The sequence below is a fragment of the Acetobacter sp. ESL1128 genome, from assembly GCF_058505085.1.
In genome coordinates this window covers 1,708,289-1,732,271 of the sequence record NZ_CP196369.1, presented here as the reverse complement: position 1 = coordinate 1,732,271, position 23,983 = coordinate 1,708,289, and the positions used below count along the sequence as shown (strand labels likewise).

The 23,983-nt window shown below is 60.3% G+C and carries 21 protein-coding genes; 11 read left to right on the top strand and 10 right to left on the bottom strand.

Annotated elements, in window-relative coordinates; translation table 11 throughout:
* Positions 1-53 precede the first annotated feature (53 nt).
* The 3 genes from ACSYTG_RS08035 to ACSYTG_RS08025 all read right to left on the bottom strand — a co-directional run bounded on the left by ACSYTG_RS08035 (position 54) and on the right by ACSYTG_RS08025 (position 3,324).
* On the bottom strand, positions 54-1,652 hold the full coding sequence (locus ACSYTG_RS08035) for a tetratricopeptide repeat protein (RefSeq protein WP_489782883.1): 1,599 nt from the start codon (positions 1,650-1,652) through the stop codon (positions 54-56).
* A gap of 139 nt (positions 1,653-1,791) precedes the next feature.
* Positions 1,792-2,382 carry a CarD family transcriptional regulator gene (locus ACSYTG_RS08030; protein ID WP_086647188.1) on the bottom strand — a complete coding sequence of 197 codons (591 nt, stop codon included), beginning with the start codon at positions 2,380-2,382 and terminating at the stop codon, positions 1,792-1,794.
* A gap of 66 nt (positions 2,383-2,448) precedes the next feature.
* Positions 2,449-3,324: a bestrophin family protein gene (locus tag ACSYTG_RS08025; protein WP_086647189.1), complete on the bottom strand. Its 876-nt coding sequence runs from the start codon at positions 3,322-3,324 to the stop codon at positions 2,449-2,451.
* 156 nt (positions 3,325-3,480) lie between these two features.
* Between ACSYTG_RS08025 and fghA the strand changes: the two genes are divergently transcribed.
* Positions 3,481-4,341 (top strand): S-formylglutathione hydrolase, encoded by an 861-nt coding sequence (gene fghA / locus ACSYTG_RS08020; RefSeq protein WP_489782882.1) that lies wholly within the window; start codon positions 3,481-3,483, stop codon positions 4,339-4,341.
* Between the two features lie 18 nt (positions 4,342-4,359).
* On the opposite strand, the gene ACSYTG_RS08015 is transcribed toward fghA, so the two are convergent.
* The 3 genes from ACSYTG_RS08015 to ACSYTG_RS08005 are packed head-to-tail and all read right to left on the bottom strand — an operon-like array spanning position 4,360 to position 6,592.
* On the bottom strand, positions 4,360-4,989 hold the full coding sequence (locus tag ACSYTG_RS08015) for a YdcF family protein (RefSeq protein WP_491706409.1): 630 nt from the start codon (positions 4,987-4,989) through the stop codon (positions 4,360-4,362).
* Positions 4,968-5,915, bottom strand: coding sequence for a cell division protein FtsX (locus tag ACSYTG_RS08010; protein ID WP_165925010.1), 948 nt, complete (start codon positions 5,913-5,915; stop codon positions 4,968-4,970). The genes ACSYTG_RS08015 and ACSYTG_RS08010 overlap by 22 nt, the downstream gene beginning before the upstream one ends.
* Positions 5,912-6,592, bottom strand: a complete 681-nt coding sequence (locus tag ACSYTG_RS08005; RefSeq protein WP_086647192.1) for a cell division ATP-binding protein FtsE — start codon at positions 6,590-6,592, stop codon at positions 5,912-5,914. The genes ACSYTG_RS08010 and ACSYTG_RS08005 overlap by 4 nt, the downstream gene beginning before the upstream one ends.
* 267 nt (positions 6,593-6,859) lie before the next feature.
* Between ACSYTG_RS08005 and ACSYTG_RS08000 the strand changes: the two genes are divergently transcribed.
* Entirely contained in the window at positions 6,860-7,972 is a 1,113-nt protein-coding gene (locus ACSYTG_RS08000) for a zinc-ribbon domain-containing protein (RefSeq protein ID WP_489782881.1), read from the top strand.
* A gap of 56 nt (positions 7,973-8,028) precedes the next feature.
* On the opposite strand, the gene ACSYTG_RS07995 is transcribed toward ACSYTG_RS08000, so the two are convergent.
* Complete coding sequence (locus tag ACSYTG_RS07995; RefSeq protein WP_166110298.1) at positions 8,029-8,442, bottom strand: hypothetical protein; 414 nt, start codon at positions 8,440-8,442, stop codon at positions 8,029-8,031.
* A 257-nt stretch (positions 8,443-8,699) separates the two neighbouring features.
* Here ACSYTG_RS07995 and ACSYTG_RS07990 point away from each other — a divergent pair, with 257 nt between their 5' ends.
* Genes ACSYTG_RS07990 through ACSYTG_RS07970 form a run of 5 tightly spaced genes read left to right on the top strand, consistent with a single transcriptional unit; the run spans position 8,700 to position 14,872 of the window.
* The gene (locus ACSYTG_RS07990; protein WP_086647193.1) at positions 8,700-10,496 is read left to right on the top strand and encodes an ATP-binding protein; all 1,797 of its coding nucleotides are present in this window, start codon (positions 8,700-8,702) and stop codon (positions 10,494-10,496) included.
* On the top strand, positions 10,480-12,474 hold the full coding sequence (locus tag ACSYTG_RS07985) for a response regulator (protein WP_086647194.1): 1,995 nt from the start codon (positions 10,480-10,482) through the stop codon (positions 12,472-12,474). The genes ACSYTG_RS07990 and ACSYTG_RS07985 overlap by 17 nt, the downstream gene beginning before the upstream one ends.
* A gap of 45 nt (positions 12,475-12,519) precedes the next feature.
* Positions 12,520-13,119, top strand: coding sequence for an ATP-dependent protease subunit HslV (hslV, locus tag ACSYTG_RS07980; protein ID WP_086647195.1), 600 nt, complete (start codon positions 12,520-12,522; stop codon positions 13,117-13,119).
* Positions 13,119-14,432 carry an ATP-dependent protease ATPase subunit HslU gene (gene hslU / locus ACSYTG_RS07975; RefSeq protein WP_086647196.1) on the top strand — a complete coding sequence of 438 codons (1,314 nt, stop codon included), beginning with the start codon at positions 13,119-13,121 and terminating at the stop codon, positions 14,430-14,432. Before hslV ends, hslU begins: the two co-directional genes overlap by 1 nt.
* Complete coding sequence (locus tag ACSYTG_RS07970) at positions 14,432-14,872, top strand: SufE family protein (RefSeq protein ID WP_489782880.1); 441 nt, start codon at positions 14,432-14,434, stop codon at positions 14,870-14,872. Before hslU ends, ACSYTG_RS07970 begins: the two co-directional genes overlap by 1 nt.
* Positions 14,873-15,013: 141 nt before the next feature.
* On the opposite strand, the gene ACSYTG_RS07965 is transcribed toward ACSYTG_RS07970, so the two are convergent.
* The 3 genes from ACSYTG_RS07965 to ACSYTG_RS07955 are packed head-to-tail and all read right to left on the bottom strand — an operon-like array spanning position 15,014 to position 19,162.
* On the bottom strand, positions 15,014-17,344 hold the full coding sequence (locus ACSYTG_RS07965) for a xanthine dehydrogenase family protein molybdopterin-binding subunit (RefSeq protein WP_095348938.1): 2,331 nt from the start codon (positions 17,342-17,344) through the stop codon (positions 15,014-15,016).
* Entirely contained in the window at positions 17,337-17,813 is a 477-nt protein-coding gene (locus ACSYTG_RS07960; protein ID WP_048853986.1) for a (2Fe-2S)-binding protein, read from the bottom strand. Before ACSYTG_RS07960 ends, ACSYTG_RS07965 begins: the two co-directional genes overlap by 8 nt.
* Positions 17,814-17,833: 20 nt before the next feature.
* Positions 17,834-19,162, bottom strand: coding sequence for a c-type cytochrome (locus ACSYTG_RS07955; RefSeq protein WP_095348937.1), 1,329 nt, complete (start codon positions 19,160-19,162; stop codon positions 17,834-17,836).
* Between the two features lie 546 nt (positions 19,163-19,708).
* Here ACSYTG_RS07955 and rpmI point away from each other — a divergent pair.
* The 4 genes from rpmI (at position 19,709) to pheT (ending at position 23,972) form a co-directional block, all read left to right on the top strand.
* On the top strand, positions 19,709-19,909 hold the full coding sequence (rpmI, locus tag ACSYTG_RS07950; RefSeq protein WP_048853984.1) for a 50S ribosomal protein L35: 201 nt from the start codon (positions 19,709-19,711) through the stop codon (positions 19,907-19,909).
* Between the two features lie 14 nt (positions 19,910-19,923).
* Positions 19,924-20,283 carry a 50S ribosomal protein L20 gene (rplT, locus tag ACSYTG_RS07945; protein WP_025824929.1) on the top strand — a complete coding sequence of 120 codons (360 nt, stop codon included), beginning with the start codon at positions 19,924-19,926 and terminating at the stop codon, positions 20,281-20,283.
* A 154-nt stretch (positions 20,284-20,437) separates the two neighbouring features.
* Positions 20,438-21,508 (top strand): phenylalanine--tRNA ligase subunit alpha, encoded by a 1,071-nt coding sequence (gene pheS, locus ACSYTG_RS07940; protein WP_086647200.1) that lies wholly within the window; start codon positions 20,438-20,440, stop codon positions 21,506-21,508.
* Positions 21,509-21,512: 4 nt separating this feature from the next.
* Positions 21,513-23,972, top strand: coding sequence for a phenylalanine--tRNA ligase subunit beta (gene pheT, locus ACSYTG_RS07935; protein WP_278741407.1), 2,460 nt, complete (start codon positions 21,513-21,515; stop codon positions 23,970-23,972).
* Positions 23,973-23,983: the final 11 nt, after the last annotated feature.

Here is a 23,983-nt window from a genome sequence, read left to right as displayed (position 1 = left end):
GACCAAAAAAGGCGGCCCGGCATATGTGCGGGTCGCCTTTTTTGTTGGATGGCTCAACGCCGCTGTGCGGCCATGTCTGCCAGCGCCTGCGCGACGCGTACCATAACATCATCCCACTGGCGGGGTGTGGTCTGGCGGATAATGCGCAGGGTTGGGTACCATGGGGTATCCTCCCGCCCATGCAGCCAGCGCCAGCAGTTATCGTAACGGTCCATCAGCAGGACGGGTTTGCCCAGCGCCCCGGCCAGATGAACAACAGAGGTATCGACCGTTACCACCACGTCCAGCTCCATGATCAGGGCTGCCGTGTCATCCAGAGTGTGCAGGCTGTCCGTTGGGTCGTAGAGCATCATACCTTCTGGTGGGTCCATCATCTGTTCAGCATAAGGGCCTTTTTGCAGGTTGATCAGATTAATGCCCGGTATGGCCCCTAATGGAGCAAGGGTGTGCAGGCTCATGGAGCGCCTGCGGTCAATCATATGGGCAAAGTGGGAGGTCGGGCGTGGCGCACCTCCCCAGACCAGCCCTACATTCAGTTTGCCATTCATGGGCAAAAGCGGGGCCAGTGCTGCAACCTTGTGGCTGTTGGCCCGGATATACGGCACGGGGGCACCCCATGGCTGCGATGTTGGGGCAAAAACCCGCGGCAGGCTGATAAAGGGGCAATGCCAGTCATAGGCCGGGGTGGTGCCGCCAACCTGCACCGTGTGTACCCCCGGCATGTTGCGGCACAGGTCCGCCAGTGCTTCTGGCACCCACAGGTGGGTTATGGCGCCACGTTCGGCCAGTGGGCGAACATAGCGCGCAAACATGAGCGTATCCCCCAGCCCTTCCTCGTGCGTGATCAGGACACGCTGGCCGCTCAGGTCGGTGTTGGGGCCAAGGGTTGGCAAAAGGCGTTCCATGGGCAGGCTGGTGTGCCCGGGGAGCTGGAAGCGCCATTCATGCTCGTGCCAGCCCTGAGCGTACTGGCCAGCCTTGAGCAAGGCAACGGAGTGGTTGACCCTGATCCGGGCATCCTGCGGGCGCAGGGCCAGTGCTTGGGCAAAATAGCCAAAAGACTGCTCCATCTGCCCCTGTGCCGCCAGAACGGAGGCAATATTGGCCAGAGTGGGTACATCTTTGGGGGTATGGGGCAGGCATGCCGTGAGGCATTGCAGGGCAGTGTCCAGCGCCCCGCTTTCGGTATACGCCATGGAGAGCAGGTTATGGGCAAGCATGTCCTGCGGGTGCTTGGAGGTTGCTTCTGTCAGCGTGGTTATGGCGGCCTTGAACTGGCCTGTCTGGACCAGCAGATCGCCCAGAGCCGTGTGTATGCGTGTATCTGCCGGGGCAAGCTGGGTTGCCGCGCGGCATACGGCAATAGCGGCAGGGCGCTGGTCCAGAGCAGCCATGGTCTCGCTCAGGTCCTGTAAGGGGTGCTGGCTGCTGGGGTTGCGCAAGCCAATGTCCGCCAGAATCTGGGCGGCTGCGTGGCTGTCTCCCTCCCCACACAGGCAGAAGGCGTGCAGGATCAGGGCCTGTTCGTTCTGTTGCGCCACAAGGGGGGCCAGCAGGGCACGGGGCTGGCTGAACTGGCCAGCCTGAATGGCCTGCATGGCGTGGCGCAGTGTTGTAAGTTCCGTGCCGGGTGTTGTGGAGGGCGGGCGCATGGTTGTGTTCCGCATGGTTATGGGGCGGGTGGTAAAAACACACGGTTTCTGGCGGGGTATAAAAAACCCGGCAGGGCTGTGTGCCATGCCGGGTCAGGGTAAACTGGACCAGAAGAAAAACGCGCTTTGGCCAAAAAGCTCAGGCGGCTTTCATGACCGCGGTCAGCTCTTCCAGAACCGCGTTGGGTTCTTTCTTTTCCAGCACGGCAACTTCTGCCACAAAACGCTCCTGTGCGGCTTCGAACAGTTTGCGTTCGCTAAAGCTGCCATCCAGACTATCCACGTTGCGGCGCAGGTCACGCAGAACTTCGGCAATCTGTACCAGATCACCGGAGTTGATTTTTTCCTGATACGCAACAGCCCGGCGGGCCCACATGCCTTTGCTGACATGAGGCTTGCCTTTGATGATGGACATGGCTTTGTCCACAATCTCGCGCGAGACAATCTTGCGCAGGCCAGACTTGCGGGCCTTGGAAAGCGGGATACGCAAGGTCATCTGGTTGCCGGGGAAGGAAATCTGGATCACTTCCAGCTTTGTCCCGGCAATTTCGTCAATCCCGATCCGGTCTACACGCCCGACGCCGTGAGCGGCATAGACAATGGAATCCCCTTCCTGAAAAGGGTCTTCGTCTTTCACCTTGGTTTTGGCCTGGGCCGCAGTGGTGGCGGCAGCGGTGCGTGCCATTGCATCTGTCACGCCGCCTTTTGGAGGTGTTCTAAACGTGTTCATGGTCGAGACCTGTAGCATAAAATGCGCTGTTTGTCTGCAATATAAAGAATAGGGGCGGCAATGCTCTTATTGCTGGACGCCGTTTTGTGTCTGCAGGGGTGGTGCGGTCTGGTCACCCGTGGGCTGGACCACATCAATTTCAATATTACGGGCCATGGTTGCCATGGGCAGCGCGTGCGGAGTGCCCGAAAAAGGGTTTTGCAGGTCGTCTGCACTCTTGTCCAGAATAAGGAACAGGCATCCCACAAGCGAGGACCCAAGGGGGGTAATCCATTCCAGCGTCTGCACCATGGAAAGGGGCAGAACAATACAGAAAATATTGACCAGCGCGCGCGGCAGGGCGGAAAACTGCATGGGCAGGGGGGTGTTGCGAATACGCTCCAGCCCGCCCTGTGCGTTGGCAATGTCGGACAGGATGCGGTCAATCTGGCCATGAACGGCGCCATCTATGCCCTTGCGGGTGACTTCCTCTGTCACGCCCAGACCAATCTGGTAGAGAATGGCGTTGGGTTTGTTGCGGTATGGCTCAATGGCTTTGAGCATGTGGGGGGGCAGCAGGCGCTCCACATCCGCGCTGGCATCAACCGGGCCAAGCGCCATGCGCAGGGCGTGGGGGTAGGCGGCAATGGCGTACATCAGGTCATGCCGGTCGCCCAGCAATGTGCCGGCCTGCCGGCCAAAGGAGCGGCAGTTATTGGTAATGGCGCCCCATAATGTGCGTCCCTCCCACCACCGCGCATACGCACTGTTGGAGCGAAAGCCCATGAACAGCGCCAGTGCCGAACCAATAAGGGAGACGGGCAGGCTGGGCTGTTCCATCCATTCCTGATGGAAAATCTGAAAAAGAATGACAACAACCAGATCCCACGCAGCCATAAGCAGGATGACCATAAGGATTTCCCGCGTGATAATGCGTAAGCCGACCTTCTGGTCAACGATCATTCAAAAATCTCCGGTCTCTGTGTCACTGGGCGGAATGCCCGGTGCCATTTTAACACACAATACATCGCAGGGTTGCCAGTGCGATTATGGTTTGTGCATGCTGGGTAATGGTAAGCATGAGCACGTATGGCTGACCAGATGAAAAGGGTCGTGGGGATGACGGAAACAATAGGGCTGACACTGCTGGAAGAACACCGGGCGCATGGTGGGCGCGTGATGTTTTACGAACATGCCTCCAGCGTGCTGGGGTTGCCCGCGCGTTTTGGCGTGTTTTTGCCACCAGCGGCAGAACAGGGTGGCAAAGTGCCGGTTGTGTATGCTCTGGCCGGGCTGACCTGCACACAGGAGACTTTTCTGATCAAGGCAACTGCACTGGCCGAAGCTGCCCGGCTGGGCGTGGCTCTGGTTACGCCAGATACCTCCCCCCGTGGTGCAGGTATTGAAGGTGAGAACACGGACTGGGATCTGGGAACAGGTGCGGGCTTTTATCTGGATGCAACCCGGCAGCCATGGGCACAGCATTACCGTATGGGCAGTTACATAGCACAGGAACTGCCTTTGCTGGTGGAAGCCGCCCTGCCACTGGATGGTACAAGGCGGGGGATCATGGGGCATTCCATGGGTGGGCATGGTGCACTGGTGCATGGTTTGCAGGCCCCCCTGTTCTGGAAGTCCATTTCCGCCTTTGCGCCGGTTGTGCACCCTTCTGTTGTGCCATGGGGTAAAAAGGCGCTCTCCACCTATCTGGGGCCAGACCACGCGGCATGGCGCGCGCATGATGCCGTGTGCCTGCTGGAGGATGGCTATACCCATCCCGCTCCCATTCTGGTGGATACAGGGCTGGCCGACCAGTTCCTGCAACGCGAACTCCAGCCGTGGCACCTTGTGGCGGCGGCGGAAAAGGCCGGGCAGGCCCTGATCTGCCGCGAGCATGAAGGGTATGACCATTCCTACTGGTTTGTGCAGAGCTTTGTGGCCGACCACCTGCGCCACCATGCAGGGTTGCTGGGGGCGTAAGCTCCCGGCTCTGCCCCTTTAAACCTGAAGTGAGGGGTTGTGCTTCATGCCCGCCAGTGCGCCCAGCCACTTCATGTATTCCATGCCCATCAGCCGCAGGGTGGACAGCCGCCACGGGTGGTCCATGGCAGGGGGCATGACCGGGTAAGGTGTTAAGGCAACATCGGGCAATGTGCGCCCGAGTTCGAGCATGGCGCGGCGCATATGGTAGCCTGCGGTAACAATAATCAGGCTGTTGATATGATGGTCCGCTACCCACGCGGCAGTTTCGGTTGCGTTGCCAATGGTTGAGCGTGCCTGATAGCCTAGTGTAATGCGGGCGGCCATGTCTGGCGGGGTGGAGGCTGGCAGTAATGCGCGCACCGATGTCTGAAGGTCAACGCCGGAAATAAGCAGGCGTGCATCGGGGTTGCTGGCCAGCAGGCGGAGGGATGTTTCCACCCGCCCTGTGCCCCCGGTCAGGGCCACAATACCATCGGCATGCATGGTGGGGGCCGGGGGCTGGCGCGCATCATGGACAAACCAGACAAACCCGGCCAGCCAGCACCCGGCGGCCAGCAGGCAGGTTTTTTGCACCAGAGGCAGGAAACGCCGGCTCAGGTGGGGCAGGGGTGTGGCGTTGCGCATTATGGGAGGCGGAGCAGCCACAGGCGTACCATGACCTGAGTTGTAAACCAGCAGATAAATGCCGCGGCAAAAGGCAGAAGTGCCAGTGCGCACAGCATGTCTGACGGTATGGTGTTTGCCAGTGCCTGCCAGTTCTGGGGCAATAGCCGGTCAGGCGTGGTGAGCGGCGCACTGGCAAAAGGGGCTGCCATTTGCAGGAGCAGCAACAGGGGCAGGCAGGCCATAAGGGTGCCGCTTAACCCACCACCAAAGCCAAGGGTTGCGGTCCGCCATGCAAAGCGACCGGCAATATAACTGTCCGAGGCCCCAAGCCCGTGCAGGGTTTTGATAATATCCTTGCGTGTGGCAAGGCCGGTGCGTGTGGCAAGGCCTGTTATCATGGTGGCAATGCCGCCCACACTCAGCAGGGCCAGCCCCGCGCAGGCCAGCAGGCTGTTGGCCAGTGCCCGCAGGCGTTCGCCCCAGCGGGCGTTATGCTCCATAATGGTGCCGGGAACATGGGTGCCCAGTGCCTGCTCCAGTGTGGCAGGTACACTGGCGTCCGGTGGAAGTTTAACGCGGATAATTGCAGGCAGCGGCAGGGCAGAGCTATCTGTTTCCCCCAGCCACGGTTCCAGCAGGCGGGCCAGTTCGGGTGGGGTCAACTGGTGTACTTCCGTGCCGTCTGGCAGGCTGGCAAGGTCTGCCAGAACGGCCTGCACACGGGTTGTGGTGGCGCTGCCACCACCTTGTGCGGGCAGTGGGGCATTTGCATCTGGCACCTGAATGGTGAGCAACTGGGCAGCCCCCCCTGACCAGCGGGCGGAAAGTGCCCGCGCACCGCTGGCCCCGGCCAGAGTGAGTGCGGCCAGAAAGCCCATCATGGCCACCAGCGCGAACAGGCTGCGATCCGGCAGGGCTTCGGAAAGGGAGAGGCCATCCTTACGGCCGGAAAAAGGCCGTGTCATGCCTGTGCATCTCCCTCATCCACCAGCCGCCCACGTTCAAGGAACAGAAAAGGCCGTTCAAGCCTGCGCACCAGAGATTCGTTGTGGGTCGCCACAATAACCGTGGTGCCCATGGCGCTGAGCTCGGCAAACATATCAAGCAGGCGGCAGGCCTGACTTTCCTCCAGCGCATTCGTCGGTTCGTCTGCCAGAATAAGGCCCGGTCGGTGGATAATGGCGCGCGCAATGGCGGTGCGCTGCTGCTCCCCGCCCGAAAGCCGGGTGGCGGGAACATCCAGGCGCTCGCCCAGCCCCACCCATTTGAGAATGGCGTGAACCTCGTCCTGAATTTCGTCCTCAGGGCGGTTTTGCAGGCGTAGGGGCAGGGCCACGTTATCGGCCACGGACAGGTCGGGCATGAGTTGATAGTCCTGATGCACCATGCCGATTCTGTGGCGCAGGCGTACAAGAGCTGCACGCTTTTCGTCCTGTGCAACGGTTTTGCCCAGAATGGTCATCTGCCCGTCGGTTGGCAGGTTTTCAAGATGCAACAGGCTGAGCAGGCTGCTCTTGCCCGCCCCGGAAGGCCCAAGCAGCCAGCGGAATCCGCCCTGCGGCACCGCAAAGGATAAATGGGCCAGAACAGGCCCGCTATCCTTTTTGCCCCGGCGCCAGGATACATTGTCCAGACGAATCATTTACCGCTTTCCGGGCAAAAAAGCACAAAGATAAGGCAGCTTAGTCATCCCCCAACTGTAGCGGATTGTTCCGTGCACTGTCGATTGAGAAGCGCCATTCAGTGCTGAATTGAAAAAGGCGCTCCGTGCCTTTAGGATCGGGGGCTGGCACGGATTGCCTTTTCCTGTGATAGGAAGGGGGGTTACGTTTGTCTTTCGCCCTGATGCCTAGCCTGCCGTTCCAGCCAGACCGGGGCAACAGGAAGAGGCCCTGCTAAGAGAGTGTTCATGAAGATTGTCTGTCCTTCCTGCGGTGCGGCATATCAGGTTCCCGAAGCTCTTCTGGCTAAAAGGCATACGCTCAAATGTTCGGCCTGCGGCGTTAAATGGCGGCTGACCCCGCCTGATGTACCCGAAGATGGCCCAGCAGGCACAATAGCCCCCGCAGCAGCCCCCGATGCCCCTCCCGCAGTAATAGCTGCACCTGTTGAGAACACTCCGGCAGAACCGCAGGCTCCATCACTGCCAGCCCAAAGTGATCCGGGTACACCAGAACGCACTCCGGAGCCGACGGATAACAAGGTAGAGCCGGTTGTGGCTCCCTTTGCCGCCCCTCCGGCAGGAGCCAAAAGTACGCTGGCTGAACCGCAGAAGCCTGTTACCCTCGCTCCCGCACCTGCTCCCCTGGAGGTCGAAGCAGCCGGGGAGGAGGATAACGCCAGCGCCCCCCCGATTGTTCCCGCACTATCTGCTCCACAGGGGGATGTGCCCCTTGCATCCGCCCCCGTTCAGGCCGAAATCCAGCCAGAGCCAGAGCCAGAGCCAGAGCCAGAGCCAGAGCCAGAGCCAGAGCCAGAGCCAGAGCCAGAGCCAGAGCCAGAGCCAGAGCCAGAGCCAGAGCCAGAGCCAGAGCCAGAGCCAGAGCCAGAAGTTCCGGCCGTTGTTGCTCCCGTGGTTCCGGCTCCCGCTCCAGTGCCCCCCGCTGCACCGCCGGTTGCGCCTCCCGCACCAGCAACGCCTGTGCCAGAAGTTCCTGTGGCCGAGAGTGCAGCACCAGCAGCCCCTACACTGTCACGCACAGTGCAGATGCCGGGCAGGCTGCCGCTGCGTGCGGACCCAGACAAAAAAGAGAGCGCACCACTCGCGGCCCATATTGCACGCCCGGCTTATAAGCTGGGCACAGGCTCGGCCTTGCAGATGGTGCGCGAAGCGGTTGCCAGTGTATCCAAACGGATTGCCGGTACGGATATACGTGCCCTGCTGCAAAGCGAGCTGTTCTGGCGCAGGGCCTGGATTGCGAGTTTTGTGCTGGCCGCACTGCTTGTGCTGGGGGCATGGCATTGGTGGGCGGCCATTGTGGACGCATGGCCTGCCGCGGCCCGGCTCCACCAACTGGGCTAACACCGTTTGATGCCCCGCAGGCCGTGCGGGGCAGGTGGAAGCGTGTGGGTGGGCGCTTAAAGCTTGCGGCCGACCAGCATGGCCAGCGTGGCACCTGCCGCGGCCACGGCCATAAGCCCCAGACCATCGCAGATCAGCCCGCTGGCGGTCAGTTCGTGCCCGGCAAGTACAATCTGTTCGGGAATGGCGTTGGCAACGCTGGCAATGGCGTCATGCGCCTGCGGGTCGGCTGATGCGGTGGTGCGGGTCAGGGTTTTGACCAGTGCTGGCAGTGCCGCCCATGCGGCCCCTGCAATGAGCAGGAGAGGGGCAAACAGTTCAGCCATCTGCTGCACAAAATAGAAAACAAAATAACAGGCGGCTCCAATGGCCGTACGCAGCACCCGCAGCCCGGCAGAGGCCGAAGTGTTCTGGCGGGAGGACATGGCAAGAGGTTGCTGGGAAGCGGGTATAGGTGTGCGCGTGTCCATGAACCTGTGTTCCTTCAGGTAATCCGAGGCGGAAATGTCGGTCAATCTGCCAGTGGGGCAGGCTGCTCAAGTAAAGAGCGGCCTTTATACCGTTCTTGTGTGTGTCTTGCCACCATGCTTGCAGCGGGGCAGATGCAGGCAGCCGGAGTGGTAACGCATTCGCGAGCAGACGGCGGATGTTTTTGTTTGGTATGGGTTTAAAATCGGATTTAAGCGCAAAAAGGATGGGCCTAGGCGTCCAGCTATAGGCGGAATTTATGGATTTTCTTTCCTGCTCCATCCTGTTCGCGGGTGTGAATGCAACGTGCGAACAACAGCTTGTGGCCGAGCTGGACAAACGTGGCCTGGGTGTGCGCGTAGCCGCAGATGGCCGCGCGGTTTTTGCCGGGTTTGATACCGAACTCCCAAGCCTTCTGGTGGTGCAGGACCACCTGCCCGATATGTCTGCCGCCCAGCTATGCCAGCGCTTGCGGCTGACATCGGCCACGCGGGGTATACCCGTGGTTGTGCTGGTAGATGAGCATGATGCCGAGCAGGAGCGGGAAATTCTGGAACGTGGGGCAGATGCCTGCTTTTGCGCGACGGATGACCCGGTTTTTCTGATTTTTCGCATATGCGCACTTCTGCGCGAGTTCGGGGATGAAACCGCCGAGCGTGAAGGGGCAGTGTTCCGTCAGCCGCGTGTTTCTGTGGTGACTGCACCGGGGGGCGTTTTATGGGCATGGCCCGATGGGGCGAGTGTTGGCAAAACGCCGCGTCTTGTCCAGATGCTCCGCCAGAATGGTGAGGACGCAACACTGGTGGAAGACCCCGACAGGCTTGAACTCTCCAATGTCAGTGCCGGGCGTATCCAGCCCGACTGCATTGTGGTGGATCTGAGCTGCCCTGCCTTTAACGGCCTTGCTCTGGCACAGACAGTTGCAGCCTTCCGGCGCAGGAGCCGCCAGTGTACGCGTGTGCTGGGGGTGGTCGAGCATGGCCAGCTCACGGCCGAAAAAATACGGCTGGCGTTTAACGCCGGTGTGGATGACCTGACGGACTCGGACATAGCCCCCGCACTGCTGGTCGCCCGCATAAGCAGCCTTGTGCGCCGCAAAACCTTGCAGGATGAAGCCCGGCGTGAGGAAGCGCATATAGAAAGCGCCCGCGCCCGTATGGCGCTGGCCGATGCCCTACGCCGTGTTAATGCGGACCTGGCAGCGGCTAACCGTAAGTTGATTGATGCACAGGTCAAACTGGTGCAGTCGGCCAAAATGGCGTCTCTGGGGGAGCTTGCGGCAGGTATTGCGCATGAGTTCAATAACCCGCTGGCCTTTGTTCTGGCGCATGAAAACACGGTCAAGCGCAGCATGGCGCAGGCTTTGCAGGCAGTAAGGCAGAACGATATTGGCGTGGCCGAAGCCGCCCTGACCAAAGGGGCCGAGCGTCTGGCCTCTTCCCTTGTCGGGTTATCAAGGCTGCGTGAGCTGGTGGCCAGCCTGCGGCGTTTTTCCCGTCTGGAGGAAGGCGAGTTCCGCCGTCTGGACGTGCCCGAGGCCATTGCCATGGTGCTGACACTTCTGGCCCCCAAACTTGGGCAGGAAATAGCGGTGGAATGCCGCCTGGAAGCACCGCCGGAACTGGTCTGTCAGGCAGCGCTGGTTAATCAGGTGGTCATGAACATTGTCAGCAACGCAGCTGATGCCATTCTGGAGCAGCGCGAAACAGCCCGCAAACAGGGTGGTTCTGCACCGGCCAGAGGCAAGGACCAGATTTTGATCGCCTCTTTTTTGGAAAAGGCAGAGGCCGAAGGGGCCGAAAACTACGTGTTGCAGATATCGGATACAGGGCCGGGGGTGCCGCAGGAATTGCAGGAACGCGTTTTTGAACCGTTTTTTACAACAAAACCTGTAGGCTCGGGGACCGGGCTAGGTCTGGCAACGGCATATGGGGTTGTGCAGGCCCATGGCGGGAGTATTGTTATAACAAACTCGGGAGCCTTGGGTGGTGCCTGCTTTACCATTCGTGTGCCCTATAAATCAGGAGAGGAGAGGCGCGGTGAGCACGTTATATGAACCAACACAGCGCCCTTTTGTGCTCGTTGTGGATGACGAGCCGGAAATTCTGGTCGCACTGTCCGATCTGCTGGAAAGTGCCTACACGGTCCTGACCGCTTCCTCGGGGGAGGAAGGGCTTGAGCGCCTGCGTAGTAACCCCGGTGTTGCTGTTATTGTTTCCGACCAGCGCATGCCGGGCATGACGGGCGATGTCTTTTTGGCCCATGCGCGTGACCTGTCTGCGGCGGGGGCTATCCTGCTCACGGGGTATGCGGATATTTCCGCCGTGGAAGCAGCCCTTAACCGGGGCCAGATTTCCTTTTTTGCGTACAAGCCGTGGGATGATGAAACCCTGCTGTCCATGGTGGGGCAGGCGGCTGCGCGGTATTTTCTGGAAAAAGAGCTGGAGTGCGAACGCCTGCTTCTGCGCGGGTTGCTGGATAACCTGCCCTTTGGTCTTGCAGTCAAGGATCAGGCGGGCTGCTTTGTGCGGCTTAACCAGCAGATGGCAAGCCAGCTGGGCCACACGGTTGCGCAGTGCATTGGCCAGCGCGAAGAGGATCTGGTGGATGGCCCACGGCTGGAAAGCCTGAAGGAAGCACAGGGCCAGCTTGCCCAGACCGGGCGCGACCAGCAGGTGCTCCAGCTTCCGGCACAGGATGGCCCGGCCCGCTGGCATGACCTGACGCGCGTCAGGCTGGATAGCCTGCGCAACACCCCTGTACAGTCCTCCATGCTCTCGGATTATTCCATTCTGATCGACCGGGATGTGAGCGAGCTTTTAAGTCTGGAGCAGCGGCTGCGGCAGGCGCAAAAAATGCAGGCCATTGGCACTCTGGCCGGTGGCATTGCGCATGACTTCAACAACCTGCTCACGGCCATTCAGGGTTCTCTGGAACTGGTGCAGGACCTTGAGCCTCCAAAGGAGGCCTCGGTCGTCCGGCTGTATGAAAACGCCATGGAAGCCGCCCGGCGTGGCGCGGTGCTCACCCGCAAGCTGCTGGACTTCAGCCGCCCGAGGCATCTGGTCTGCCAGCGGGTGGATATGCATGATGTGCTGGAAAACCTCCAGACCTTCATGAAACAGGGCAAAGTACCCGAGGAAATCCGCGGCGCGCTGGATGCGTCCCGCCTAGAGGGCATGAGCCGCTTTAGCAGCGTACGCTTCAATATCCCTCAAGAGCCGCTGCCTCCGGTCTGGACAGATGCCGTGCAGCTTGAACTGGCGGTCTTCAGCCTGTGTGTCAATGCGCTGGATGCCCAGTCGGAAGGGGGAGAAACCTGCGTTTCTGTCCGTCAGGTTGCGCGCCTGCTGGGGCGGCATGTGGGGCGTGAGCATGCCGGTGCATGGGTGGTTGTGCAGGTGACCGATCGCGGCATTGGCATGACGGAGGACATACGCGCCCGTATTTTTGACCCGTTCTTTACCACCAAGGGAACAGGGCAGGGCATGGGGCTTGGCCTGTCCATGATCTACGGCTTTATCAGCCATTGCGGGGGAGAAGTGCGGGTGGATAGTGCCCCCGGTGGAGGGACGTCCGTTGAGCTATGGTTCCCCGCCATGGATCAGGAAATGGCCGCCGCCATTCCCGCCGTGCCAGCCAACACGGTGCAGACCATAGCGCGTGTTCTGCCAGAAAACGGGGCAGGCAGCACCATTCTGGTCGTGGATGACGAACCGGGTGTGCGCGCGGTAACCAGCGGCTTTTTGCGCCGTGCCGGGTATGAGGTCATGGAGGCGGCAAGTGGCGCCGAAGCCGTGGAAAAAGTGCAGTCTACCCCCGGTATTGCCCTTGTGGTCATGGATGTGATGATGCCGGGCATGAACGGGGGCGAGGCCGCACGACGCATCCACGATGTGCGTGCAGACCTGCCGGTTCTGTTTGTTACCGGCTATGCGGATTTTGGCGTGCTGCCAGAAGGGGTTGCCGTTTTGCACAAGCCCTACACGCGTGATGCGTTACTGGGAGATGTAAGGGCTATGCTGGCAGCATAGCCCACCCCCTTGTGTCCTGCGCCAGAACGCCTATTTCTTGGTGTTATGGATAGTTTTCATTCTGCTTCGTCTTCGCATGATCCCGTCGGCTGGCACGGGACCACCATTCTTTGTGTGCGCCGTGGCGCGCAGGTTGCCATGGCGGGGGATGGCCAGGTGACACTGGGCAGCACCGTGATCAAGGGCAACGCCCGCAAGGTCCGGCGCATTGGCCCTTCCGGCACCATTCTGGCTGGGTTTGCCGGTGCTACGGCAGATGCCTTTACCCTGCTGGAGCGGTTGGAAGCCAAGCTGGAGCGCTACCCAAACCAGCTGGAGCGCGCCTGTGTGGAACTGGCAAAGGACTGGCGCACGGACCGCTACCTGCGCAGGCTGGAGGCCATGATGGCCGTGGCCGATGCGGAGCACTCCTTTACCCTGACCGGCAATGGGGATGTGCTGGAGCCCGAGGACGGTATTATTGCCATTGGTTCGGGCGGGAACTACGCCCTTTCGGCAGCGCGGGCACTGCTGACGGTAGAAGGGCTTGGGGCGGAGGAAATTGTAACCCGCGCCATGAAAATTGCAGGCGATATCTGCGTCTATACCAACCACTCCGTGCGGATAGAAACGCTGGATGCCAAAACGGCGGGAGACAAAGCCTGATGCAAGCCCCCCATCTTTCCCCGCGTGATATTGTTGCCGAACTTGACCGCTACATTGTAGGGCAGGGCGATGCCAAACGTGCGGTTGCCATTGCCATGCGCAACCGCTGGCGCAGGGCGCAACTGCCAGAAGCCATGCGGGAGGAGGTTGTTCCCAAGAACATCCTCATGATCGGCCCGACCGGCTGCGGCAAAACCGAAATTGCCCGCAGGCTGGCCAAACTGGCGCAGGCACCCTTCCTTAAGGTGGAAGCCACAAAGTTTACCGAGGTCGGCTATGTTGGCCGGGACGTGGATAGCATTGTGCGCGATCTGGTGGATGCTGCCATTGTCATGCTCAAGGACATGCGTCGCAAGGATGTGGAAGAGCAGGCAGCTCAGGCGGCGGATGAGCGGATTGTCAACGTACTGGCAGGGGAGGGCTCCTCGGCCGATACCAAAAGCAAGTTCCGCACCATGCTGCGCAGCGGTCAGCTTGAGGATAAGGAAATTGACATCGCCATAACCGATCCCGCCCCCACAGGCCCGGCAGATATGCCGGGCATGATGCCGGGGAGCGTGATCAACATTGGCGATATGATGAAAGGGTTTATGAACCGCGCCCCCAAGCAGAAAAAACTCCGGATTTCCGATGCCCGCAAACAGTTGCAGCGGGAGGAAGTCGAGCGTCTGCTGGATAGCGAGAGCTTAACGCGTGAGGCCGTGGCCCATGTGCAGAACAACGGCATTGTCTTTCTGGATGAGATCGACAAGGTCTGTGCCCGCTCATCCGAGAGCGGAGTAAAGGGGGGCGATGTCTCGCGCGAGGGGGTGCAGCGCGACCTTCTGCCCCTTATTGAAGGCACGACCGTTTCCACCAAGCACGGGCCGGTCAAAACCGACCATATCCTGTTTATTGCTTCTGGTGCGTTCCATCTGGCCAAACCGTCCGACCTGCTGCCGGAATTGCAGGGGCGTCTGCCTATTCGTGTGGAGCTGCAACCTCTCTCACGCGATGATCTGCGGCGTATTCTCACCGACCCGGAACACTCCCTGCTCAAACAGTATACCGCCTTGATGAAAACCGAAGGTGTAAACCTGACCTTTGCCGATGATGCCGTGGATGCGCTGGCCGAACTGGCTGCGGACATTAACGAACGGGTGGAAAATATAGGCGCGCGCAGGCTTGCAACAGTGCTGGAAAAACTGCTGGAAGATATTTCCTTCACCGCACCCGAGCGTGGGGGCGAAAATGTTGTTGTGGATGGCGCCATGGTGCGGGACAAGGTGGCCCCACTGGCCCGCAAGGGCGATCTGAGCAGGTTTATTTTGTAATGGAAGCACCTTTTGTAACCCCGCAGGAAGATACTGCGGCAGAAGCCATCGAAGCCATTGGCGACGAACTGGACGTGTTTGATGACTGGATGGAACGCTACCAGTACATCATAGAAATGGGGCGCAAGCTGCCGCCATTCCCTCCAGAATGGTGCAATGATGCGCACCGCGTGCCCGGTTGCCAGAGTCAGGTCTGGCTGGAGGCAAAGGAAGCTGATGGCAGGCTCTACTTTGCGGGCCTGTCCGATGCCGCCATTGTCAGCGGGTTGGTGGCACTTCTGCTGCGTGTGTATTCCGGTCGCACGCGGGAGGAAATTCAGGCAACGGCCCCCGGCTTCCTGCGTGATCTGGGGTTGGTACAGGCTTTGTCCACCAATCGCGGTAACGGGGTTGAAGCCATGGCCCGCGCCATGCGCTCGGCTGCTGCCGTATCTGCCTGATCAGACCCGGCTGGTCTGCCCCCTGAACCTGTCTGTTACAGGCTGTTTGGTAAGGGGGAATGGAATGTAGGTGCTCAGGCACAAAAAAGCCGGCCCCCATGTGGAGGGCCGGCTTTTTTTAGTGTGGAAAGCCCGGTGCCTTCAGGCGTTCCCTTTTTCCTTCAGCGCTTTCAGCACATCCGCCGGGCGGATGGGCAGGTGGCGCAGGCGCACACCTACTGCATTGAAAATGGCGTTGCCCACGGCAGGTGCAATGGTTGTAACGCCCGGCTCACCCAGACCCATGGGTTTTTCCGTGCTGGGCAGGAACTCAACATCCATTTCCGGCACATCCGCAATGCGCAGGGGGGTGTAGGTGTTCAGGTTACGGTCGCGCACGTTGCCGTCCACAATTTCCGTCCCTTCAAACAGGGCCATGCTCAGCCCCCACAGGGCACCGCCCTCGGTCTGGGCAGCGGCCCCGTCGGGGTCGATAATTGTGCCAGCATCCAGAACCAGCCAGATTTTCTGGCAGGTTACAACGCCTGTCTTGCGGTCAACATGCACCTGCACGGCACCAGCCGTCCATGTTGGCATGGCGCGTTCCTGCCCAAAGGTGGTGGCAATGCCAATGGCTGTATCCGCAGGCAGGGAAACCTTGCCATAGCCACATTTTTCTACCAGATGCCTGAGCACATTGGCCTGACGGCTGGCCCCACCCACGGAGTTGGGGGCGCTGCCTGCATTGCGGCCTTTGCTGTCCAGCAGGCTCAGGCGGTAGTCCACCGGGTCCAGCTTACGGGCATAGGCAATTTCGTCCAAAAAGCTCTCATGCGCCCATGGGGTCCAGCCGGAACTGACCGAACGCAGCCAGCCGGGGCGGAAGGTTTCGCTTGCCAGTTCATTGTCCAGCGCGCGCACCAGCATGGGGCCGACATCGTACCAGTGGTCGGCACCTGCAATGGCAAACTGGTCATAGGGTTTGCCGTCCGCGCCTTTTTCCATGAACGCGCTGGCCATAACACGGGTTGGCCAGCCAGCAGAGGCATGGTGCTGCCACGCAGTAATTGCGCCGTCCTGCCCCAGTGCCGCGCGGACCGTCTGCACGGAGGGGGAGCGGATGGAGTCAAACAGCACGTCATCCGAGCGGGTAAAGATCAGCTTGACCGGCTTGCCCCCGATGGCCTTGGAAATAAGGGCCGCAGGCACTGCGTAGTCCCCGTTCAGGCGGCGGCCAAAGCCCCCACCCAGCAGGTAGCTGCGCATGACCACTTCGGATTCAGGCACCTGGAGCGCTTTGGCAATAACGGGCAGGAACAGGGTCTGCCACTGGTTGCCGCAATGCACTTCCCACTTGCCTTCGTGCTGGCGGGCCAGCGCGTTCATGGGTTCAAGCTGGTAATGCAGTACGGAGGAGCAGGTATAGGTCTGCTCCACCACCTTGGCGGCCTTGGCGAATGTTTCGTCCACGCCGGGGTCGTTGAACACGCACGAACCACCGGCTTTGTTTGCAATCTGCTTACGGCCGTAGTCCAGAATATCCTGCTCGGTTACGTTGGCGGTCTTGCCCGGGGTCCAGACAACCTTGAGCGCATCCGTTGCGCGGATGGCCGCAGGGTAGGAGGAGGCCAGAACCGCAACCCAGCCCGGTACGGTATCGGACGGGTCTTCGAGCACAATGTAGCGGATGTACCCCTTGACCTTTTTGGCCTCGCTGTCATCCACCGAGACAACTTTGGAGCCATAGCGTGTGGGCGGCAGTTTGGGGCGGGCGTACACCATGCCCTCAAGCTTGGCGTCTATGCCGTAAATGGCGGTGCCGTTGGTTTTGGATGGAATATCCAGCGCCTTGACATCCTTGCCAATCAGCCGGTGCTCGGATGCAGGCTTGAGCGGCAGCTTGGCCATTTCTTCTGGCGTGTAGGTTTTGGTCGGGTGCGCACGGCTGACAATATCGCCGTAGCTGATCGACCGGCCGCCAGCAATAACCTGCCCGTTGCGGGCAATACAGGCAGCGGGGGAAACCCCCAGCAGTTTAGCACCCTGTTCCACCATGACCGTGCGTGCAGCAGCCCCGGCCTGACGGAACTGGTCCCACGTCATCCACACGGACCAGGAGCCACCTGTTACCATAAGGCCCCATTTGGGGTCTGTATCCACATAGGTAATGCGGACCTTGTTCCAGTCGGCTTCCATTTCATCCGCAATAATGCGGGCAAGGGCCGTGCCAATATGCTGGCCCATTTCCGCACGGATGATGTTCACGTTCACCCAGCCATCGGGGGCAATGGAGCACCAGATCGTGGGTTCAAAGGCGGCGGCTTCCTTCAGGGCTTCCGGTGCGCCCTGCGGGTAAACCTGCGCTGCCTTGCCCTGACGGGCAAACCCGAACAGAAAGGCAGAGCCCGCTGCGGTGAGCAGAAAACTGCGGCGCGAAGGCCCACGGCCCGCAGCCCGGTCCTGCTGTGCGGCAATACGTTCGAGCTTACCCATTGGATGCCTCCTCCTTGCGCAGGGCGGCAGCTGCTTTTTTAATGGCTTTGCGAATACGGACATAGGTCATGCAGCGGCACAGGCTGCCGCCCATAACACCATCAATTTCCTCATCCGTGGGGTCCGGGTAGTCCTTTAACAGGCTAACGGCCTGCATGATCTGGCCAGACTGGCAGTACCCGCACTGCGGAACCTGAATGTCCTTCCAGGCTTCCTGCACGGCATGTTTGCCATTGGGGTCCAGCCCTTCAATGGTGGTAACATCGGCCCCTTCCAGCGAACTGAGCGGAGTAATGCAGGAACGGGTTGCCCGGCCACCAACCAGAACGGTGCAGGCACCACACTGGCCCACGCCACAGCCAAACTTTGTGCCTGTCAGGTCCAGATCATCACGCAGCGCCCACAGCAGGGGGGTGTCGTCCGGCACATCGACAGAAACGTCACGGCCATTGAGTTTGAATTTTACCATCTCGTGCTCCGTGGTCCGTCTTAGTGCGATGAATTGACAGGAATGGTGGTAATGGTCTTGCGCACTGCGGCTGCTTTCTTTTCCAGGTCCGTCCATGGTGGCAGGGTGGTGCGGGTGCGGCGCAGGTAAGCGGCAATCCGCGCCATATCCTGATCGGACAGGGCATTGTAGAAGCTGGGCATGGCTACGCCGGACTGGCCTTCTTCCGCTGTCAGCCCATGCAGGATGACCTGATAGAGGTTGGTGGGTTCATCCAGCCAAAGCGCGTTGTTCAGCGCTAGATCGGGGCGGCCCAGTACGGGGGAAGGGGCTGCATTGTAATGGCAGGCCGCACATGCACCCTGATAAAGCTTGGCATCGGGGTCCACGGTCGGGCCGATCAGGTCGATCTTGGACTGTTCCATGGCGCGGGCAAGGGCGGCCTTGTCGTGCTTTTCACGCTCGGCGGCATGGTCCACATCGGCAAAATAATGCGCGATGGCGTGTACATCTTCTTCCGGTACGGTGGAGAGGAAGCGGTGGGGCACGGGGGACATGGGGCCACCAGCAGGCCCATGGAGCGGTGCCACCCCATAACGCAGGTACTGGAACAGCTCGTCTTCCGTCCACGTGGTGGGGGTCGGGTTATGCTCGTTCAGTGGGGGGGCAATCCAGTTGTCCACCACTGCGCCGTCGTACGGGGCGCTCTTCTTTTCCGCCCCCATGAAGTCACGCGGGGTATGGCATGCGCCGCAATGGGCGTTACCTTCAGACAGGTAAGCCCCACGGTTCCACAAGGCATCATGCCGCGGGTCGGGCTTGTACACGCCGGGAGTGAAGTACAGCAGCTTCCAGCCGGCCTGCAGAATACGCAGGCTGAGCGGGAAGGGCAGCTCGTTGGTGCGGTGCGTCATGTGCACGGCAGGGCGTGTCATCAGATAAGCATAAAGGTCGGAGACATCCTGCTCGGTCATTTTGGTAAAATGATCAAACGGGAAGGCCGGAATAAGGTGGACCCCCTTGCGGGAAACCCCAAGGTGCATGGTGCGCTGGAAGGCTTCTTCCGACCAGTTGCCTATGCCTGTTTCGGGGTCTGGTGTAATATTGGAAGAATAGATGGCACCAAAAGGGGTCTCCATCTTGTAATCGCCAGCCAGTTCCGGCCCACCGCCCATGTCTGTGCGGGTATGGCACTCTGCGCAGTATCCTTCGGCGGCAACAATACGGCCACGTTCGATCTGCTCGGCAGAAAAACTGCTGCGGTCAGGGGGTTCCACGGGTTCTATGGGGGGGTACCAGGCGTAATAAAGAAAACCCAGGCCACCCACGGCACCAATGGCGGCTGCTCCTGCTAAAAGACGTTTGATCACTCTAATCCCCACCTTATGTGTAAACGTCCCGTCTGGCGGGCAGATGGATCAAGTCTGCCCAACACAGCCAGAGGAACAGCATCTGCGGTCTGTCGTTGATTGAGATCAATCTTATCTGGATTTCTGTCACAGATAAACGCATAGAAGCCGCGTTATTACACGACAAAGTGTATATGATTTATCTATATCGCAAGAATATTACAAAAATCGGCCTTTTTTGGTTATTATCTATATTCTATAAAATATAGACAGGTGAAAATTTGCATGTGCGGCATGCATTTTGCTCGGGCAAACAGAGGGGCCTACCCTATATATGTATGCGGAACAGGCGCTTTGCGCTGCACAGAATCCGACCGGTCGAAGAATCGGTTGCTCCTTGTGCAGCAGATTTGTTGCAAGCAAAGGCTTGAAAGCTGCCCCCCTTTCTTTTAAGGAAGCGCATTCGCGCACGCGTCCGGGCCTGTGGGGCATGCCCGGCCGTGCAGAAGCCACTTTATTCCTTCGGGGGTAGGGCGGTTATGTCCAGCGTATTTCAGGAGTAATGAAATGCCCAAAATGAAGACCAAATCGTCGGTCAAGAAGCGGTTCAAGATCACCGCGACCGGCAAGGTGCTCTCCGGCCCGTGCGGTAAGCGTCACGGCATGATCAAGCGTACCCAGAAGATGAAGCGCTCCGCTCGCGGCACGCAGGTTCTTCAGCCGCAGGACGGCCGTACGGTTAAGCAGTGGGCCCCCTACGGGCTGTAAGGAGCATCTAAGATATGGCACGTGTTAAACGCGGTGTAACCACACTCGCTCGCCACAAAAAAGTTCTGGAACTGTCCAAGGGTTACCGCGGCCGGTCTTCCACCAACTACCGCATTGCTCTGGAACGCGTTGAAAAGGCGCTCCAGTACGCATATCGCGACCGCCGCAACAAGAAGCGTGAATTCCGCGCTCTGTGGATCCAGCGTATTAACGCCGCTGTGCGTGAACACGGCCTGACCTACAGCCGTTTCATTAACGGTCTGGCCAAGGCAGGGATCGAGATTGACCGCAAGGTTCTGGCCGCCATCGCATTTGATGACGCAGCAACCTTTGCCGAAATCGTCAAGAAGGCACAGGCCGCTCTGGCAGCCTGATTGCCGGTTCTGACAGATCCGGTATACAAGAAGGCCGTCCCTTACCGGGCGGCCTTTTTGCTTTTTGGCGGATGGTTTTTGGGCCTAAGGGCTTTTCTCCCGGGGCGGGAGATTGTATCCGCCGGGTAGTATTTTTTCCTCAGCGCGGGGTTCCATGAGCGACGATCTAGAAACTCTTCGGCAGGATGTCCTGTCCGAACTGGCTGGTGCCACAGACCTGCGGGCATGGGATGCCGTGCGCGTTGGCACTCTGGGCAAATCCGGCCGCCTGACCGGTTTGCTCAAGGCGTTGGGGAAAATGCAGCCCGATGAGCGCAAGGCGCGGGGCGTTGCCCTGAACCGCCTGCGTGATGAGCTGACCCAGGCGGTAGAAGCCCGCGGCAAGGAGCTGGAAGCCGCTGCCCTGCAGGCCCGCCTGATTGCCGAAAAACTGGACGTAACCGTACCCCCGCCAGCAGAGGCCGCAGGCTACATCCACCCGATCAGCCGCACGATCGAGGAAATGACGGCCATTTTTGGTGTCATGGGTTTTCAGGTTGCTGAAGGGCCGGATATCGAGACTGACTGGCACAACTTTTCGGCCCTGAACACGCCCGACCATCACCCCGCCCGGACTGACCACGACACGTTTTACCTCCCGCCTGCGCCGGGGCTGGACGTAACCCGCGTCCTGCGGACCCAGACCTCGGGCGTGCAGATCCGCACCATGCTGGGGCAAAAGCCGCCTATCCGCATTATTGCGCCCGGCCGGACCTACCGCGCTGACCACGATGCAACGCATTCCCCCATGTTCCACCAGTGCGAAGGTCTGGTTGTGGGGCAGGGCATTACTCTTGGGCACCTCAAGGGCTGCCTGATCGAGTTTTTGCGTGCATTTTTTGGCAAGCCGTCCCTGCCGGTGCGTTTCCGCTCATCCTACTTCCCGTTTACCGAGCCGTCTTTGGAAGTGGATATTGGCTGGTCGCGCAAAACGGGTGAAATCGGGGCCGGGGAAGACTGGCTGGAAGTGCTGGGCGCAGGCATGGTCCATGCCCGTGTTCTGGCCAATTGTGGGCTGGACCCGCGCGTATGGCAGGGTTTTGCCTTTGGTATGGGGGTCGAGCGCCTGGCGATGCTGAAGAACGGCATCCCCGACCTGCGCTCGTTCTATGAAAGCGATATCCGCTGGCTGCGACATTACGGGGCAGACCCGCTCGCACCCGCACTGCTGCACGAAGGGGTGTGAGAGTATGAAATTCACGCTGTCATGGCTGTATGAGCACCTGGAAACACAGGCAACGCTGGCCGAAATATGCGCCATGCTCAACCAGATTGGCCTGGAGGTGGAAAGTGTCGAGAACAAGGGCGCCGCTCTCGAACCGTTCCTGACCGCGCGCATTCTGGACGCCCAGCCCCACCCCAATGCTGACCGCCTGCAGGTTTGCCGGGTGGATGCCGGTCCCGGCTTTTCGGATGTGCAGGTGGTGTGCGGAGCCCCCAATGCCCGCAAGGATCTGGCGGTTATCTTTGCGCCGCCGGGTGCTTACGTGCCGGGGCTGGATATTACCATCAAGGCAGGCAAGGTCCGGGGCGAACTCAGCGGCGGCATGCTCTGCTCCCTGCGTGAACTGGGGCTGGGGGAAGAAACCAGCGGCATTGCCGAACTGCCAGCCGACACGCTGCCCGGCCAGTCCTACCCCGATTTTGCCGGGCTGGATGATGTGGTGATCGACATTGCCATAACCCCCAACCGGGGCGATGCACTGGGTGTGCGCGGTATTGCGCGCGATCTGGCTGCTGCCGGGCTTGGCACGCTGCGCCCGTGGCTGGCCGAAACGGTGGAAGGTACGTTTGCCTCCCCCGTGGAATGGGCCATTACCTACCCCGAGGCCTGCCCGTGGGTGCTGGGGCGGACCATCCGTGGGGTCAAGAACGGGCCAAGCCCGGAATGGCTGCGCAACCGGCTGGAAAGCATTGGCCTGCGCCCCATTTCCGCACTGGTGGATATTACCAACTATTTCTGTTTCGACCTTGGGCGCCCGCTGCATGTGTTCGATGCGAACACAATTGCCGGTGGCAGGCTGACCCTGTGCCGTGGCGCGGGGGAAACCTTCCGCACGCTGGACGGGCAGGATTGCACCGTAACGGCGGAAGACTGCGTTATTGCGGACCAGAACGGCGTGCAGTCCCTTGCCGGGATTATGGGCGGGGAAGCCACAGGCGCTACTGAAGCCACAACGGATGTGTTTGTGGAATGTGCTCTGTTTGACCCCGTGCGTGTGGCCCTGAGCAGCCGCAGGCTCGGCCTGTCGTCTGATTCGAGCTACCGCTTTGAGCGCGGTGTGGATCAGGCACTCCCCATAGCCGCTCTGGAAGCGGCCACCCGCATGATTATTGACCTGTGTGGGGGGGAAGCCAGTGAGGTTGTCTCCGCCGGGGAGCAGCCCGCATGGCAGCGCACGGCAACGCTGCGCTTTGACCGGGTGCGCGACCTTGGCGGGCTGGACGTGCCGGCTGATGAGAGCGTAAGCCTGCTGGAAAAGCTGGGCTTTGAAGTGCGCGGGCGGACCGCCGAGCAGGTGGAACTGGGCGTACCTTCCTGGCGGAATGATGTGGCACAGGCCCCTGTTCTGTCGCAGGGTAAGGACCTGCCCGCCGATGTGGCAGCCCTTGCAGCACAGGGCGTTGCAGGCATTGAAGCCGAGAGCGATCTGGTGGAAGAGGTTCTGCGCCTTAAAGGGCTGGACGCTGTTCCCGCTGTGCCGCTGCCCCCCATCAGCGTGGTGCCCGGCGCATCGCTCACCCCCGCACAGGCCCGTTTTGCACTGGCACGCCGCGTTCTGGCCGCCCGTGGCCTGACTGAGACTGTGGGCTTCTCCTTTGTCTCGCACGAGGAGGCCATGCATTTTGGCGGCGCGCCGGAAAGCCTGCGCCTGCTAAACCCCATTGCCTCTGATCTGGACCAGATGCGCCCGACCCCGCTGGTTAATCTGGTGGCGGCCATCCGGCACAACAGCGTGCGCGGGTGGGGAGATATTGGATTGTTTGAGATTGGTCCGGCCTTTGCCCAGTCCGCACAGCAGACGCTGGCAGCGGGTGTGCGCTCGGGTTCCACGCAACGTTACCCCGGTGTGCCCGGGCATGCGGTGTCGCTCTGGGCCGCCAAGGCGGATGCGCTGGAGGTGTTGCGGCAGTTTGGGGTTAACCCCGATGCCATAACCACCACAGCGGACGCCCCGGCATGGTACCATCCCGGCCGTTCGGGTGTGCTGCGGCAGGGGCCCAAAAACGTTCTGGCGTATTTTGGTGAGTTGCATCCTTCCGTGCTTCAGGCTGCGGGGATTGATGTGCCGGTTGTGGCCTTCGAAGTGTTTGTCGAAGGTGTGCCTCAGCCCAAAAAGAAGAAGAAAAGCGCGCCTGTTCTATCCGCCTTCCAGCCGGTGCGGCGTGACTTTGCGTTTGTGCTTGCGCAGGACATTCCAGTGGAAAGCGTGTTGCGCGCGGTACGTGGTGCGGACCGCCAGCTTGTGGCCGATGTCAGCCTGTTTGACATTTATACAGGGCCGCATGTGGCGGAAGGCACACGCTCGGTCGGGGTGGAGGTAACACTCCAGCCTACCGAGAAAAGCCTGACAGATGCCGAACTCGAAGCTGTATCCGAGCGTATTGTGGCTGCTGTCAGCAAAGCAACCGGGGCTGTCCTGCGCTAAGGGCAGGCTGC